This window comes from Stenotrophomonas sp. 10N36, from assembly GCF_056395005.1.
Genome location: NZ_JBFTIS010000003.1, coordinates 1 through 16151 on the forward strand (window position 1 = coordinate 1; position 16151 = coordinate 16151).

The window sequence follows — 16151 nt, forward strand, 5'->3', positions numbered from 1 at the left end:
CGATGTGCGATGTGGGAGCAGCCGACCAACGGTCGGCTCTACCGGACGTGGATTGGGGCAGCCGACCAACGGTCGGCTCTACCGGACGTGGATTGGGGCAGCCGACCAACGGTCGGCTCTACCGGACGTGGATTGGGGCAGCCGACCAACGGTCGGCTCTACCGGACGTGGATTGGAGCAGCCGACCAACGGTCGGCTCTACCGGGTCTGTTCGCCTTCCGGGCGCGGGGGCGGCAGCTGTTCTTCCTTGGCGGTTTCATGGCCGGGCAGGCTGGGGCGCTTTTCCATCATCAGCGACAAGGCCGCCTTGGCCATCATGTGTGCGCTGATCGGGGCGGTGATGAACAGGAACACGGTGATCAGCAGCTCGCGCGGCTGCGGATCCTGGCCCAGGAAGATGTGGTAACACACCGATCCCACCAGTACGCAGCCCACGCCCAGCGTGCTGGCCTTGGTCGGGGCGTGCAGGCGCTTGAAGAAGGTCGACAGCTTCACCAGCCCCAACGCGCCCACCAGGATGAAGAAGCAGCCGAACAGCAGCAGGATCGACAGCACGATCTGGATGAAGGTGATCATTCCACGATGTCCCGGCGCAGCACGAACTTGCTCAGCACCACCGTGCTGCCGAAGCCGAGCATGGCGATGATCAGCGCCGCTTCGAAATACACCGCCGAGTTGAGGTACATGCCGAACAGCATCAGCTCGGCGATGGCCGTCACCGACAGCGTGTCCAGCGCCAGGATGCGGTCGGGCACGGTGGGGCCGCGCAGCAGGCGCCAGGTGGCCAGCAGCATGGCCAACCCGACCACATGCATGCACACCACCATGGTGGTCTGGATGAAGGTGTAACCGGTCATGGGAAAATCTCCATCAGCGGGGCTTCGTAGCGGTGCTTGATCTGCCGGATCAGCGCGTCCGGGTCGTCCAGGTGCAGCACGTGCACCAGCAGGTGGCGACGGTCGTCGGACAACGCGGCCGACACCGTGCCCGGGGTCAGCGTGATCATGCTGGTGAGCGCGGCGATGCCGTGGATGTTGGCGATGTCCAGCGGCAACCAGATGAAGCCGGGGTGGATGCGGCGTTCCGGGCCCAGTACCTGGATCGCCACGCGGATGTTGGACACCAGGATGTCCCACAGGGTCACACAGAGCAGCTTGGGAACCGGCTTGAGCGACCCGATGCGGGCGAACTCGCGGTCCAGGCGCGCGGCGAACAGCGGCACCACCAGGCCCAGCAGCATGCCCAGTACGAACTGGCCGAAGGTGAAGCTGTCGGACATCAGCAGCCAGAACGCCACCACCATCACGCTCAGCGACGGCGAGGGAATCAGGCGCTTGTACAGCGAGGGTCTGCGCGTCATGGCTGGCGGATCTCCGGCGTGGTGGCGCGCAGCTCGCCCACATACTCGGCGGGGTGCAGCAGCTGGGTGGCCATCGCATCGGTGTGCTGCATCAGCGGGCCGGCGAACAGGCTCATGGCAATGCCATACACCAGCAGCAGCGCGGCGGCGAACAGTTCCACCGTGCGGGTGGGGGCCTTGCGCGGCGGGGGCACGCCGTCTTCCTGTACCGGCACGCGCCAGAACAGGCGGATGCCGGCGCGGGTGATGCCCACGATCACCATCAGGCTGCTGCCCAGCACGGCGGTCCAGACCACGGCGGTGTACTGCGCGGGCATGCCAGCCAGCAAGGCGGCCTTGGCCAGGAAGCCGGACAGCGGCGGCAGACCGGCCACGGCCACCGCGCCGATCAGGAACAGCACGGCCGGGGTCTGCTTGCCGGGCATCGGCGCGATGATTTCCTTCTTGTCACTGGCCCCGCCACGACGGCGGCGGATCAGGTCGGCAATCAGGAAGAGCGCGGCGGCCACGAAGGTGCTGTGCGGCAGGTAGTACAGACCGGCGGAGAGCACCTCGGGCGTGCGCACCGCGAAGGCGATGAACAGCGTCGCGGCCGACACCACCACCAGGTAGGAGATCATCACCCGCAACCGCGCCGCCGCCAGCACGCCCAGCCCGCCCAGTACCAGCGTGGCCACGCCCGCCCACAGCAGCCAGTCGCTGCCGTACCCGGCCATCGGGCCGGCACCGTCGCCGAACCACAGCGAACTGACCCGCAGCACCGCGTACAGGCCCACCTTGGTCATGATCGCAAACAGCGCGGCCACCGCCGCCGGCGCACGCGCATAGGCTTCGGGCAGCCACAGGTACAGCGGCATCAGCGCGGCCTTGCTGCAGAACACCAGCAGCAACAAGCCCATGGTGGCCTTGACCAGCACCAGGTGCGTGGCCGGTACCTCGGCGATGCGCTGGGACAGCTCGGCCATGTTGAGCGAGCCCAGCGAGGCGTACAGCAGGCCAAGCGCGATCAGGAACAGGGTCGAGGCGGTGACGTTGAACACCACGTAGTGCAGGCCGATGCGCATGCGCAGGCCGCGGCCGCCGCTGAGCAGCAGGCCGTAGGAGGCAATCAGCATCACCTCGAAGAACACGAACAGGTTGAAGATGTCGCCGGTGAGGAAGGCGCCGTTGAGGCCCACCAGCTGGAACTGGAACAGCGCGTGGAAGTGCGGCGCGCGCCGGTCCCAGCCCGAGCACGCGTGCAGCAGGCACGGGATGGCCAGCAACAGCGTGGTCACCAGCATCCAGGCCGACAGCCGGTCGGCCACCAGCGCGATGCCCAGCCGCGACGGCCAGTCGCCCAGCAGGTACACCGCGATGCTGCCATCGGCGGTCTGCGCGAACAGCAGGGCCACCGCGGCGGCCAGCGCGGCCAGCGTGGTCCACGCCACCGTGCGCTGCACCTTGGGCCCATACCGGCGATGCTCGACGAACAGCGAGCAGGCGGCGCCGAACAACGGGATCAGGATGGGCAGGATCACCGCATGGTTCATGCGTCGCCCTCCCGGCCCGGCGCGGTATCGGCCGGCGCGGTGTCCTGCTCTTCCTCATGCGCGTCGACGTGGTCGCTGTGGTTGTCGCTGCGGCTGCGCATGGCCAGCACGATGCTCACCGCGGTCATCGCAAAGGCAATCACGATCGCGGTCAGTACCAGTGCCTGCGGCAACGGGTCGGTGTAGTTGCCCAGGTCGCTGTCGATGCCTTCGCGCAGCACCGGTGCCTTGCCCGACACCAGCCGGCCACCGGCGAAGATCAGCAGGTTGGTGGCATAGGACAGGAAGGTCATGCCCAGGATGACGTCGAAGGTACGCGCGCGCAGCAGCAGGTAGATGCCGATCGCGCTCAGCACGCCGATGGCGCTTGCCAGGGCCAGTTCCATCAGTGCATCTCCCCGGTTTTTGCCGAACGACGGTTGGGATCGATCTCGCCCTTGCGGGCATTGCGCGTACGCGACGGCTTGATGGTGCCCATCATCGACAGGATCAGCATCGCCCCGCCGAACACCACCAGGTACACGCCCGTATCGAAGCCGATGGCGCTGGCCAGCGGCACCTCGCCGATGAGCGGGATATGCAGGTCCAGGTGGCCGCTGGTCAGGAACGGCACCCCGAACAGCATCGACGCACTGCCGCTAACGATGGCGATCAGCAGGCCGGCACCGATGCAGCGGATGTAGTCGAAGCCGAACCGCGACTCCACCGAGGTGGTGCCCTGGATCACGTACTGGATCAGCAGCGGCACGGCCAGCACCAGGCCGGCGATGAAGCCGCCACCGGGGGCGTTGTGGCCGCGCAGGAACAGGAAGATCGACACGGTGAGCGTGAGCGGGAACATGATCTGCGCCAGATCGGCCGGCACCGGCAGCTTGATCGGCGGGCCCGGCATGATCTGCTCCGGTGCCATCCGCGAGCGCCGCAGCATGGCGTGCACCACCAGGGCGGCGATACCGAACACGGTGATCTCACCGAAGGTATCGAAGCCGCGGAAGTCCACCAGGATCACGTTGACCACGTTCTGCCCATACGCTTCGGGCAGGGCACGCGCGACCAGCTCGCCGGCCATGGTGTTGGGCGGCAGGGTCATGGCGGTATAGGCCGCGGCCGCCAGACCACCGCCGCCGATGATGGCGATCAGGGCATCGCGGCGTTTGCGCCAGCGCGAATGCTCCGGCGCCGATTGGGCGGGCAGGTAGTTCATGCCCAGCAGCATCAGCACCAGGGTGACCATCTCCACCAGCAGCTGGGTCAGCGCCAGGTCCGGGGCGGACAGGAACACGAAGGTGAGCGACACCATCAGGCCCACGCCACCCAGCACCAGCACCGCCAGCAGGCGTTGCCGGTACACGAACAGCGCACTGACCGCGCAGGCCATCATCACCAGCCACAGCGTCCAGCCGAGCAGCGGCAGCGGCTGCGGCGAGGGCCAGTTCGGCGAGCCGGGGTTGGCCACGAACGGGGCCAGTGCGACGATGATCGCCACCACCACCAGCGCCATCAGCATGCGCTGCAGGCTGCCGTTGGCCAGCGCCTGGGTGAGCCGGTGGGCGAAGCCGAACACCAGGTCCAGCTGCGTGTGGAAAATGTTGCGGCCGATCGCGCGGCTCACCACGGCATGCAGGTTGATCAACCGGCGCAGCCCGAAGTACAGCGCGATACCGCCAATGACACCGGCGATGCTCATCATCAGCGGCGTGTTGAAGCCATGCCACACCGACAGGCTGTAGGCCGGCATCGCCGGGCCCAGGATCGACGAGGCGGCCGCGTGCAGCACCGGGGCGATGGTGATGGCCGGGGCCACGCCGACGGCCACGCACACCACCACCAGGATCTCCACCGGCACCTTCATGAAGCGCGGCGGTTCGTGCGGCACCCGGTCCAGGTCGTGCGGGCCCTTGCCGAAGAACGTGTCGTGCACGAAGCGCAGGCTGTAGGCCACGCCGAACACGCCGGCCAGCAGCGCGGCGATGGACATCAGCACGCGCATCGTTTCCGGGCCGCCGGCGTCCAGTGCTTCGGCAAACAGCATTTCCTTGGACAGGAAGCCGTTGAGCAGTGGAATGCCGGCCATGGCCAGCGAGGCGATGATCGCCAGTGCGCTGGTGAAGGGCATCAACCGGCGCAGCCCGCCCAGCTTGCGCATGTCGCGGGTGCCGGTTTCGTGGTCGATGATGCCGGCGGCCATGAACAGCGAGGCCTTGAACGTGGCGTGGTTGAGGATGTGGAACACGCCGGCCACCACCGCCATCGGCTTGGACAGCCCGAACAGCATGGTGATCAGGCCCAGGTGCGAGATCGTCGAATAGGCCAGCAGGCCCTTCAAGTCATGCTGGAAGATCGCGTTCCAGGCGCCGATCAGCAGGGTGATCGCGCCGATGCCGCTGACTGTATAGAAGAACAGGTCGGTGCCGGCCAGCGCCGGATGCAGCCGCGCCAGCAGGAACACGCCGGCTTTGACCATCGTCGCCGAGTGCAGGTACGCCGACACCGGGGTGGGCGCGGCCATGGCGTGCGGCAGCCAGAAGTGGAACGGGAACTGCGCGCTCTTGGTGAAGATGCCGGCCAGTACCAGGAACAGCGCGTAGGGGTACAGCGCGCTGGCACGGATCAGATCGCCGCTGGCCAGTACCGTATCCAGCTCGAAACTGCCCACGATGCGGCCGATCAGCAGCACGCCGCCGAGCAGGGCCAGGCCGCCGCCGCCGGTGACCACCAGGGCCATCCGCGCGCCCTCGCGGGCATCCTGGCGGTGCGACCAGAAGCCGATCAGCAGGAACGAGCTGATGCTGGTCATTTCCCAGAACACCATCAGCAGCAACAGGTTGCCCGACAGCACCATGCCCAGCATGGCGCCCATGAACAGCAACAGGTAGCAGTAGAAGCGGTGGGCGCTGTCGCGCGCGCTGAGGTAGTAGTGGGCGTACATCACCACCAGCGCGCCGATGGCCAGGACCATGCCGGCGAACATCCAGGCCAGGCCGTCCAGGCGCAGCGAGAAGGCCAAGCCGATCTGGGGCAGCCAGGTGCCGAAACTGCGGACAATGCCGCCGTCCATGATCGTCGGGGTCATGGTGGCCAACAGCGCCAGTCCGCCCAACGGGGCGGCCGCGGCCAACCAGGCAGCCGTGGAGCGGGAGGTGCGGCGGAATGAGGCGACCGCCACGGCCATCAGGAACGGCAGGGCGAGCAGCAGGATCAGGCTGGGATTCATGCAGGGAATACGCGATTCACGAGCAGGTCGTTCAGTCTAACAGGCAGGCAATTGCTGCCGATACACCCGAATACGCCATCAATTGCATGTAACGTGCGTGATTCATTTTTTCCACCCTCGGATCGTGCCCATTCGAGACCGCTGACGGGCGTATGGAACGGCGCGCTCGACTTTGCCGGATCTGGCCCCTCGAACGGGTCCGAAGCCAGTAACCGCAGGGCCTGCGCCCTGCACGAAGATGAACGCCGGATGCATGCCTCGGCCCGTCCACGACGATGCTGGACGCCCACGCGTCGCGCGCCGGTGAGCATCCATCTCGTTCAGAAAAAACCAGGGTAGCTGCCGAAAACCGGATCGGTGCCGAAAAAGCCAGGCAGGCGCCGAAAAAGCCGGGTAGGTGCCGACCGTTGGTCGGCACGGGGCACCTCAGTAAGCCACACCCAACCGCCGGTACAGCTTGGCCATCACCCACGCCGGCCCGATCAACAGGTAGGTGAGGTCGGTCAGGAAGCTCGGCTTTCGCCCTTCAACCTTGTGGCCGATGAACTGCGCGATCCAGGCCACCACGAACACGCCGATGGCCACCCACAGCAGGTTGTGCAGGCCGATTTCGGCCTCCAGCAGGCGGCACAGGCAGCCGAACACGAACAAGAGCACCAGCATGCCGATGCCCAGCGCACGCGACAGCCGGTTGTAGAAGCACCACGCGGCGAACATCGCAAAGGCCGACCAGATCCCGTTCTGGAACCAGGTCACCAGCGGCGGCAGGCACCACAGCAGGGCCACCACCGACCAGAGGATCGCCGGCACCGCCACCACGTGGATGTGCTGGTTGAGCACATTCCGGTGGTCGTCGGAATAGCTGGCGAAGTAGCGGTCGATCGGGCGCGCGACGGTGGTGGTGGTCATGGTCCCTCCCAGGATCGGCACAGCATACCGCCCCGGCGGGTAGAGCCGACCGTTGGTCGGCTGCGCCTCGCCCAGACAACATTCCTGGCGGTGCACGCGGCAGGCGACCAACGTCCGAGGCAGTCGACCAACGGTCGACTCTACGGTCGACCCCGGCCCGGGCGCCCCCTGCCATCACGGCCGGGGGCGCGGGCGGATCAGTCGACGTTGATCCCCGCCAGGCGCTGCAGCGCCTCGGCGTACTTGGCGCGGGTGCGCTCGATGATGTCGGCCGGGATGGTCGGGCCCGGGGCGGTCTTGCCCCAGTCCAGCGTCTCCAGGTAGTCGCGCACGAACTGCTTGTCGTAGCTCGGCGGGCTGGTGCCCACCTCGTACTCGTCGGCCGGCCAGTAGCGCGAGGAGTCCGGGGTCAGCATCTCATCCATGATGTACAGGCGGCCGTCTTCATCGGTACCGAACTCGAACTTGGTGTCGGCCAGGATGATGCCGCGCTCGCGGGCGTAATCGGCGGCGAACTTGTAGATGCGCAGGGTGGCATCCCGCACGCGCTCGGCCAGATCCGCACCCACGGCCTTCACCATCGCATCGAAATCGATGTTCTCGTCATGGTCGCCCACGGCGGCCTTGGTCGAGGGGGTGAAGATCGGCTCCGGCAGCTGCTCGGCCTGGCGCAGGCCATCGGGCAGGTCGATGCCGCTGACCTTGCCGGTGCGCTGGTAATCCTTCCAGCCGCTGCCGATCAGGTAGCCGCGGGCGATCGCTTCCACCGGCACCGGCTTGAGCTTGCGGGTGACCACTGCGCGCTTGGCGTACAGGGCCGGGTCCACGCCGTCAGGCAGCACGCTGGCCACGTCGATGCCGGTCAGGTGGTTGGGCATCAGGTGGGCGGTCTTGGCGAACCAGAAGTTCGACACCTGGCAGAGCATTTCGCCCTTGCCCGGGATCGGATCAGGCAGCACCACATCGAAGGCCGACAGACGGTCGGTGGCGACCATCAGCAGGTACTCCCCCGGCGGCGTGCCGGCGGGGAGCCGGTCGCGCGGAATGTCAAAAACATCACGCACCTTGCCGCGATGGCGCAAGGGCAGGCCGGGGAGATCGGATTGCAACAACGTGGTCGGCACGGGCACTCCTGGGGCTTGTCATGACAGCCGTCCAAGGGACCCTGAGGGCCCGCACAGACAGCGGGCGGCCTAGTGTAAAGCGGGTTGGGCCCGCTGTGACGTAAAATGAGGCTCCTTTGTTGCCACGGCCGCCCAGACCCCCATGCGCTGGTACGGAAAACTGCTCGGATTCATCGCCGGGGCCCTGCTGTTCAGGCCCAATCCGCTGTTTGGTGCCGTGGTCGGGCTGCTGCTCGGGCATGCCTTCGACGCCGACTGGTTCCGCCTGAACAAGGAGAACCCCTACCGCGAGCTGGGGTTGACCTCCGAGGCCACCGACGCCGAGATCGACCTGGCCTACCGCCGGCTGATGTCCCAGTACCACCCCGACAAGGTGGTCGGCGCCGCCCCGGAGCTGCGCCAGCAGGCCGAGCGCAAGTCGCGCCAGCTCAACGCCGCCTACGACCGCATCAAGACCCTGCGCAAGCGCTGAGCGCGCGCAGGGCGCCCCTTTCCAAGTACTGAAGGCCCCGGCCATGTCCAACTGCATCATCGCCCCCTCCATCCTGTCCGCCAATTTCGCCCGCCTGGGTGAGGAAGTGGACAACGTGCTCGCCGCCGGTGCGGACTGGGTGCACTTCGATGTGATGGACAACCACTACGTGCCCAACCTGACCATCGGCCCGATGGTCTGCCAGGCCCTGCGCAAGCACGGGGTCACCGCGCCGATCGACGTGCACCTGATGGTGGAGCCGGTGGACCGCATCATCCCGGACTTCGCCGAGGCCGGTGCCACCTACATCAGCTTCCACCCGGAAGCCTCGCGCCACGTCCACCGCACCATCCAGCTGATCCGTTCGCTGGGCTGCAAGCCGGGCCTGGTGCTCAACCCCGGCACCCCGGTGGACATCCTGGACTGGGTGCTTGACGACCTGGACCTGGTGCTGCTGATGTCGGTCAACCCGGGCTTCGGCGGCCAGGCGTTCATTCCGTCGGCGCTGGACAAGCTGCGCGTGGTCCGCCAGAAGATCGATGCCAGCGGCCGCGACATCCGCCTGGAGATCGACGGTGGGGTGAAGGCCGACAACATCGGGGCGATCGCCGCCGCCGGTGCCGACGCCTTCGTGGCCGGCTCGGCGATCTTCAACGCCAAGACCAGCTACCAGGACGTGATCGCGCAGATGCGCCAGAACGTCGCCCAGGCGCGGGGCTGAGCCATGACGGCGGCCACTGTGACCCTCCGCGTGGCCACCGCCGACGATGCGGCGCTGATCCTGCGCTTCATCCGCGAACTGGCGATCTATGAAAAGGCCGAGTCGTCGGTGCAGACCGACGAGGCCGGCATCCGCGCCAGCCTGTTCGGGCCCGATGCCAAGGCGCACGCGCTGATCTGCGAAGCCGACGGCGCGGCCATCGGCTACGCCGTGTATTTCTACAACTACTCCACCTGGCTGGGCCGCAACGGCATCTACCTGGAAGACCTCTACGTCAGCCCGGACAACCGCGGCAGCGGTGCCGGCAAGGCGCTGCTGCAGCACATCGCACGCATCGCCGTGGCTGAAGGTTGCGGGCGGTTCGAATGGTCGGTGCTGGACTGGAACGAACCGGCGATCAAGTTCTATGAAGCGGCCGGCGCGAAGCCGCAGAGCGAGTGGACGGTGTACCGGATGGAAGGTGAGGCGTTGAAGGCGTTTGCCGGCTAGGCTGCCCAGATGGTTGAGGTCTCGAAGACAAGCGCGATCGCTTCACTCCGCCAGGTATTGCCGGCCTCCATCGCACTCTGCAGGCAGGCGCTGGAGGCCTCCGGCGGCCATCTGCATGACGCCCATACGTACGTGGTGCGTCAGCTCGGTGCCGATTACATGCGACGCACGGGTGTGGACGCAGCACAGGCTGCCGCCGCTCTGCGTGCAACCGGCCATGACGTTGAACGCGCCGTCGCCCTGTGGAGGCGTCAGCATCCCTTGCCGCCGTTCGCCTTGATCGCAAAGGGGCGTCCGATGGCTGCGGAGCTTGAAGCGGCGGAGCCCGGAATGCGCCTTTTTGCCCATGTTCTTCCGGGCGCGCAGGGTGTTCACGAACTGCGCTTGATCACCCATGCCGTACGCTTCACTGAAACCGCCTACGGTTTCGATTACGACGTCGCCTTGCGCGACCCGCAAACCCGGGTGGAACGCACGTTCGCGTCCGGCCTCCCGGCGCTCGCCGCCCTGCTGCAGGCGCACGCGATCGATGAAGGGATGCTGCGCGGTATCGACGCCTTCGACAGCTGCCTGTTGCATAGCGCCATCGAGGCCTATCTTTGAGCACGCAGCCGAGCTGGCACGCAAAAAAAAAGGACCGCACCATTGCTGGTACGGCCCTGGGAACTGCGGGAGGCTGATCCTGCCTCCATCCATCGTCCCTGCTATGGACTTCCATTCTCCGGGCCATTAGTGACAAAGACATGACACATGATGTCGTCATTGGCGCTGGGTGTGGTGGCGGCGACGTGCTACTGCTGGCAGGGCGTGCAGGTGCGGCAGATGCGCCAGGTGCGCCTGAATCTGGTGTGATCCGCGCACGGTTACCTGCCATTTGGCGGCTACCACGTCGAGACAACGGATATCCGCAGCGTTGTGCAGCCCATCCTGCTCGATGATTGGAACAACCCTCGATACATGTGCTTTGAGGAACGTGATGCGACTGACGAATTCGACACGGATGATGAGTTCGCCGTCGCCGCCTACGAGCCGATGTGCACGGAACTAGCGTCCCGTCAGAGTAGCGGTCATTGCGCTCGGCTGAACGGTTTCGCCGACTTCACCGGGTCCGCCGTCGGGCGCTGCTAGCCTTGGCCGTCCACCTCCCTGGTAGCTCTGCATGACCACCCCGCGCTGGCGTCTGATCCTCAACGGCAAGTCCACCGGCAACACGGATCTGCGCGAGGCCGTGCACGCCCTGCGCGAGCGCGGTGTGCAGCTGGAGGTGCGGGTGACCTGGGAGGACGGCGACGCCGAGCGCTACGTGGCCGAGGCGATCGATCACGGCGTGGATACCATCATCGCCGCCGGTGGTGACGGCACCCTGAGCGAAGTGGCCGAGACCCTCGCGCACCGGCCGGAGCCCGCCGACGTGCTGCCTTCGCTGGGGCTGGTTGCACTGGGTACCGCCAATGATTTCGCCAGCGCCGCCGGCATCCCCGATGCGCCGCTGGAAGCACTGACGTTGATCGCGCAGGAGGCCGCCCGCCCGGTTGACCTGCTAAACATCGATGCCGACGGCAAGCACTGGTGGTGTGCCAATGTCGCCAGCGGCGGGTTCGGAACCGAGGTCACGGTGGAAACCGACGAAGGCCTGAAGAAGGTGCTCGGCGGCCTGGCCTATCTGGTGACCGGCATCTCGCGGCTGGGCCGAATCGACCCGATCCGCGCACGCCTGCGCGCGCCGGGCTTCGACTGGGAGGGCGGCTTCATCGCGCTGGGCATCGGCAACGGGCGCCAGGCCGGCGGCGGGCAGGTGCTGTGCCCGGATGCCGTGATCGACGACGGCCTGCTCGATGTCACCGTGATTCCCGAACTCACCGGCGAAGTCGCCTCGACCATCGGCGCGCTGCTCAAGGGCGGCAAGCAGGGGGCGCTGGAGCAGGTGGCGCATCGCACCCGCGCGCCGTGGGTGGAGATCGAGGCGGACCAGTCGATCACCCTCAACCTGGACGGTGAGCCGGTGAAGGCCCGCCATTTCCGCATCGAATGCGTGGCCGCGCGGGTCCGCATGCACCTGCACCCGGGCAGCCACCTGCTGTCGCCGCCCTGACGCACCGGGCCTGCGCGCCAGGGTTTCCCTGGCACCCCCAGCTGCGATACAGTCACCGGGTGTCCATTCTGACGACCCCGCATACCCTTTCTTCCGCTCGCCGTTGGTGGCGATGGTGGCCTGTTGCCGTCGTCCGTCCCACCCCCGCCGCATCCCGGAAGGAAAGTCGTCTTGATCACGTTCGAGCAGTTCCAGCAGCAGGCCGCTGAAGGCCACACCCGCATCCCCGTCGTCCGCGAAGTGCTGTCCGACCTGGACACGCCGCTTTCGGTCTATCTGAAGCTCGCCGACGGCCCGCATACCTATCTGTTTGAATCGGTCGAGGGCGGCGAGCGCTTCGGGCGCTATTCCATCATCGGCCTGCCGGCGCGCCGGGTGTATGCCTTCCACGGCCACACCCTGACCATCAGCGAATCGGGCCAGGTGGTCGAAACCCGTGAGGTGGCCGACCCGTTCGCCGAGGTCGAGGCGCTGCGCAGCGCCCATTCGGTGCCCAAGCTGGCCGGCCTGCCAGGCTTCACCGGCGGCCTGGTGGGCTGGTTCGGGTTCGAGTGCATCGGCTACATCGAGCCGCGCCTGGCGCCGCCGCGTGGCCGCGACGAACTGGGCACGCCGGACATCCTGCTGCTGCACTCCGAAGAGCTGGCGGTGTTCGACAACCTCAAGGGCCGCCTGTACCTGATCGTGCACGCCGACCCGGGCCAGCCCGGAGCGTGGGACCAGGCACAGGCCAAGCTCGATGCGCTGGTGGCCAAGCTGCGTGCACCGGGCGCGGGCTACCCGGCACCGATCACCCGCGACGTGCTCGACGAGAACGACTTCGTGTCCGGCTTCACCCGCGAGGGCTTCATTGCCGCGGTCGACAAATCCAAGGAATACATCCGCGCCGGCGACATCTTCCAGGTGGTGCTCAGCCAGCGCCTGAGCGTGCCGTTCAAGGCACGCCCGGTGGATGTGTACCGTGCGCTGCGCGCGCTGAATCCGTCGCCGTACATGTACTTCCTGGATACCGGTGACGTGCAGGTGGTGGGCTCTTCGCCCGAGATCCTGGTGCGCCTGCAGGACGGCAACGTCACCGTGCGCCCGATCGCCGGCACCCGCCCGCGCGGGGCCACGGTGGACGAAGACAACGCCCTGGAAGCCGAACTGCTGGCCGATCCCAAGGAGCGCGCCGAGCACCTGATGCTGATCGACCTGGGTCGCAACGATGCCGGCCGCGTCTCGCAGGCGGGCACGGTGGAAGTGGGCGAGCAGTTCGTGATCGAGCGCTACAGCCACGTCATGCATATCGTCAGCGAGGTGACCGGCAAGCTGCAACCGGGCCTGAGCTACGCCGACGTGCTGCGTGCAACCTTCCCGGCCGGCACCGTCAGCGGTGCACCGAAGATCCGCGCGCTGGAAGTGATCCGCGAGCTGGAGCCGATCAAGCGCAACGTCTACGCCGGCAGCATCGGCTACATCGGCTGGCATGGCGATGCCGACACCGCCATCGCGATCCGCACCGCCGTCATCAAGGACGGTCGCCTGCACGTACAGGCCGGTGCCGGCATCGTGTACGACTCCGATCCCGGCAAAGAATGGGACGAGACGATGAACAAGGGCCGCGCGCTGTTCCGTGCGGTGGCGCAGGCGGCCAAGGGCCTGTAAGTCGGCGCGCTCCAGCGGCGCCCCTCAATCGTGCCGCCACAACGCTTGATGAGCGCACGTGGCGGCACGTATGAATGCACTGCGGCACCAGGCGCGTGTCTTGCTGTCACTAGCGCTTGTCTTGCCTGCTGGCTTTGCTCGCAGCGTCAGTGCCCAAAATTCGGAACTGAGTGGTGCCGATGAGTTGGAATTCGGTCGCCTGGCCCAGTGGAGCGCCGAGTGTGACAATGGCGGTTACATCCGCTGAGGCGCCACCCCAATTTCTCAGGTAGGACGCGTCGATAAGTCCCGCAACGGTGACAGACTGGCCGGGCGCCAGCACCGTCAGGTTTGACAGCAGGGCACCATCTCGCATGTGCGTCGGCTGGATCAGGGAGCGGGGGCTGCGGTTGTCACGCAGCTTGACCATCGGACCGGCATGGCGGATGAACTCCAACGGCAGCTGGATCGGGGCGTCCGACTTGTTCTTGATGAAAACGTCGAAATGGATGTTGCGCGACCTGAAAACGCAGGGCGTTTGGTTCCTGCAGGCGGCAGATACGTCGAAGTCTGGATTGCTGTCCATGGGGCGATCTTCCGCACTGAGTAGGCCACTGACGCTCATTGCGAAGCAGAAGAGTAGTTGACGCCTCACTCGATACTCCTTCCCGCCTGCCAACCTTATGTCACCGGCGCGCAGGATCCAGAGCCTGCGCCACATCGGCACCGATGATCCGTAGGGTCGCAGTGCCCATCGGCCGAAAATTACTGCTGCCGTCCGTTGGCGCATTGATTGACACCTCTGCGGTCACGTCCAGGTGCCGCCCGCCAAACGCTTCGAGCTCGTACCGGGTGATGAGGCCGGATATCGAAACAGACTGGTCGGGCGCCACTACCGTGACGTTCGACAGCAATGCGGCGTTTGGCATGTTCCGCGACAGCTTCCTGCTGTGCCGAGCACGGTTGTCATGCAGGACGATGCGGGGACCCACGCTGCGCATGAACTCAAGAGGGAGCTGGACAGGTTTCTTCTGAGTATTCCTGATCGTGATCTCGAAGCGAACGTTGTCTTTGTTGTTGAACATGCATGGGGAAGTTCCTCCGCAAAGGGCGCTCACCACGAAGCCGGTGCCTGCCTGCGTGGTTGATTTTCCGGGGGCGGCCTCGCAACAGAAAAGCATGCTTGCGAAAAGAATGAGGCAGCCGTGCAATCTACACTTCTTCCGGTTTTTCATGGTCGGCAATTGACCCATCCTGGCAATAGGCCATCCCCTTATGATCGCTCGGGTGATGGGGGTAGGGCGACGAAGAGTGGCGTAGATGGAGTCGCTGGGGCGGGCTAGAGCTCGTTGCCTGGCAGCTGATGTTTGGAAACGTCGGTGCCCGTAATGCGGAAATCCACGCGGCCAATAATGTGAAATTCGGTTGACTTTGCCAGCGGTGCGCCGATCTTGACCACGGCGGTTACATCGGCCGCCGTGCCGCCCATTCTCTCTAGGGTTGCAGCGCCTATGTAGCAGGGGATGGACACGGACTGGCCAGGTCCAACGATCGTCAGGTTTGACAGAAGCGCCGCATCGGGCATGCCGAGTGGGATGGTCTTGGAGCGCCTCGAGCGGTTGTCGTGGAGTGTCAGCATCGGTCCGACATTGCGCATGAACTCCAAGGGGAGCTGGATCGTCGCTTCTTTGTTGTTCTTGATGACAACGTCGAAGTGGAGATCCCTGTGTGTGAAAAAGCACTTCGGATTGTCTCTGCAGACTACATTTACCGAAAAGTCGGGGTCGTACTCCATTGCTCGCTCCTTGGCGGAAAGACAGGTGCTGAACATAACGGCGCATCCCAGGGCTAGGTAACGGTGCATTTGATTCTTCTCCCGATCGCTGTCGTCAAGAATTCCTGGGCCTCGATGGCGACAGGCCACGCGTGCTTCCTCAACGATCACGTCAGTCTCCGTGGGTGCGTCGGCGACGGCTTTTCAGCGGTCGGCACTACCGGGGTGCCCGAATGTCCACATCAGTTCGAGATGGCAAGGGAATCGAGATGCGGAATGCTCGATGCATTCGCGCCGGGCATCGCCGGAGCCGATCGAGCCTGGGCCGTGGGCCTTGCAGATGACCCGGTCGCCCACGCGGGCCATCGCCGATCCATCGATATCGGTAAACGGCGAGCCGCTTACCACGGTGCCGCCACCACTAAGACTGTCGCCCACAACGATGAACAGTCGCGCCATCCTGGCGTCTCCCAGATTCCTTGAAGTGCGGACACGGTAGGGGTACAGCATCGCGCTCGCAAGTGCAGCGCGCGCGATCTGCTGGCCGGATCACGGATGGGGGGCCCCTTGCCCGGCTTTCTCCAGACATACCGAAAGCCGAGTAATCGCATGACCTGCACCCGGTTTAACAACGTAGCCACGTGGGGGCGCTTCCAATAGCAGGCGGCAGGTCGTCTCGGTCCGGGACCGCACCCGGCCGCCATATCTGCGGTCAAGATCCAGTTCACTGTTCCCCGGCACGGCGGCTCTCCCAAGAGGAGCTGATTCAGTGCTGCACCATGGCGTACTCTCCCATAGTACTTGTTCACCGGTGCGGCCTTCGGCGGCGCGCGGCAGG

General features: G+C 65.9%; 18 protein-coding genes. 6 read left to right on the top strand and 12 right to left on the bottom strand.

Features of this window, described 5'->3' with window-relative positions; all coding sequences use genetic code 11:
• Positions 1–198 precede the first annotated feature (198 nt).
• From AC1DCJ_RS04960 to AC1DCJ_RS04995, 8 genes are all read right to left on the bottom strand, one after another.
• A complete protein-coding gene (locus AC1DCJ_RS04960) occupies positions 199–576 on the bottom strand; it encodes a Na+/H+ antiporter subunit G (RefSeq protein ID WP_038685775.1) in 378 nt (125 codons plus the stop codon).
• The gene (locus tag AC1DCJ_RS04965; RefSeq protein WP_038685776.1) at positions 573–857 is read right to left on the bottom strand and encodes a K+/H+ antiporter subunit F; all 285 of its coding nucleotides are present in this window, start codon (positions 855–857) and stop codon (positions 573–575) included. Before AC1DCJ_RS04965 ends, AC1DCJ_RS04960 begins: the two co-directional genes overlap by 4 nt.
• Positions 854–1360, bottom strand: coding sequence for a Na+/H+ antiporter subunit E (locus AC1DCJ_RS04970; protein WP_314403900.1), 507 nt, complete (start codon positions 1358–1360; stop codon positions 854–856). The genes AC1DCJ_RS04965 and AC1DCJ_RS04970 overlap by 4 nt, the downstream gene beginning before the upstream one ends.
• Positions 1357–2892, bottom strand: coding sequence for a monovalent cation/H+ antiporter subunit D (locus tag AC1DCJ_RS04975; RefSeq protein ID WP_313245004.1), 1536 nt, complete (start codon positions 2890–2892; stop codon positions 1357–1359). Before AC1DCJ_RS04975 ends, AC1DCJ_RS04970 begins: the two co-directional genes overlap by 4 nt.
• Positions 2889–3278, bottom strand: a complete 390-nt coding sequence (locus AC1DCJ_RS04980) for a Na+/H+ antiporter subunit C (RefSeq protein WP_141057816.1) — start codon at positions 3276–3278, stop codon at positions 2889–2891. The genes AC1DCJ_RS04975 and AC1DCJ_RS04980 overlap by 4 nt, the downstream gene beginning before the upstream one ends.
• On the bottom strand, positions 3278–6106 hold the full coding sequence (locus AC1DCJ_RS04985) for a monovalent cation/H+ antiporter subunit A (RefSeq protein WP_313245003.1): 2829 nt from the start codon (positions 6104–6106) through the stop codon (positions 3278–3280). The genes AC1DCJ_RS04980 and AC1DCJ_RS04985 overlap by 1 nt, the downstream gene beginning before the upstream one ends.
• A 426-nt stretch (positions 6107–6532) precedes the next feature.
• Positions 6533–7015, bottom strand: coding sequence for an Mpo1 family 2-hydroxy fatty acid dioxygenase (locus AC1DCJ_RS04990; RefSeq protein WP_478070273.1), 483 nt, complete (start codon positions 7013–7015; stop codon positions 6533–6535).
• A 197-nt stretch (positions 7016–7212) separates the two neighbouring features.
• The gene (locus tag AC1DCJ_RS04995; protein ID WP_038691715.1) at positions 7213–8139 is read right to left on the bottom strand and encodes a phosphoribosylaminoimidazolesuccinocarboxamide synthase; all 927 of its coding nucleotides are present in this window, start codon (positions 8137–8139) and stop codon (positions 7213–7215) included.
• Between the two features lie 142 nt (positions 8140–8281).
• Here AC1DCJ_RS04995 and AC1DCJ_RS05000 point away from each other — a divergent pair, with 142 nt between their 5' ends.
• The 6 genes from AC1DCJ_RS05000 (at position 8282) to trpE (ending at position 13560) form a co-directional block, all read left to right on the top strand.
• Entirely contained in the window at positions 8282–8611 is a 330-nt protein-coding gene (locus AC1DCJ_RS05000; RefSeq protein WP_313245000.1) for a J domain-containing protein, read from the top strand.
• A 43-nt stretch (positions 8612–8654) separates the two neighbouring features.
• On the top strand, positions 8655–9332 hold the full coding sequence (rpe, locus tag AC1DCJ_RS05005) for a ribulose-phosphate 3-epimerase (RefSeq protein ID WP_038685783.1): 678 nt from the start codon (positions 8655–8657) through the stop codon (positions 9330–9332).
• A 3-nt stretch (positions 9333–9335) separates the two neighbouring features.
• Positions 9336–9821 (top strand): N-acetyltransferase family protein, encoded by a 486-nt coding sequence (locus tag AC1DCJ_RS05010; protein WP_478070274.1) that lies wholly within the window; start codon positions 9336–9338, stop codon positions 9819–9821.
• A 9-nt stretch (positions 9822–9830) separates the two neighbouring features.
• Complete coding sequence (locus AC1DCJ_RS05015; protein ID WP_478070275.1) at positions 9831–10424, top strand: hypothetical protein; 594 nt, start codon at positions 9831–9833, stop codon at positions 10422–10424.
• Positions 10425–10980: 556 nt separating this feature from the next.
• A complete protein-coding gene (gene yegS, locus AC1DCJ_RS05020; RefSeq protein ID WP_478070276.1) occupies positions 10981–11913 on the top strand; it encodes a lipid kinase YegS in 933 nt (310 codons plus the stop codon).
• 171 nt (positions 11914–12084) lie between these two features.
• The gene (gene trpE, locus AC1DCJ_RS05025) at positions 12085–13560 is read left to right on the top strand and encodes an anthranilate synthase component I (protein ID WP_478070277.1); all 1476 of its coding nucleotides are present in this window, start codon (positions 12085–12087) and stop codon (positions 13558–13560) included.
• A 109-nt stretch (positions 13561–13669) separates the two neighbouring features.
• Here the strand turns inward: trpE and AC1DCJ_RS05030 are convergent, their stop codons facing one another.
• From AC1DCJ_RS05030 to AC1DCJ_RS05045, 4 genes are all read right to left on the bottom strand, one after another.
• The gene (locus AC1DCJ_RS05030) at positions 13670–14125 is read right to left on the bottom strand and encodes a hypothetical protein (protein WP_478070278.1); all 456 of its coding nucleotides are present in this window, start codon (positions 14123–14125) and stop codon (positions 13670–13672) included.
• Between the two features lie 100 nt (positions 14126–14225).
• Complete coding sequence (locus tag AC1DCJ_RS05035) at positions 14226–14624, bottom strand: hypothetical protein (RefSeq protein ID WP_141057807.1); 399 nt, start codon at positions 14622–14624, stop codon at positions 14226–14228.
• A gap of 254 nt (positions 14625–14878) precedes the next feature.
• Entirely contained in the window at positions 14879–15484 is a 606-nt protein-coding gene (locus tag AC1DCJ_RS05040) for a hypothetical protein (protein ID WP_478070279.1), read from the bottom strand.
• A gap of 33 nt (positions 15485–15517) precedes the next feature.
• Entirely contained in the window at positions 15518–15772 is a 255-nt protein-coding gene (locus AC1DCJ_RS05045; protein WP_478070280.1) for a PAAR domain-containing protein, read from the bottom strand.
• Between the last annotated feature and the right edge of the window lie 379 nt (positions 15773–16151).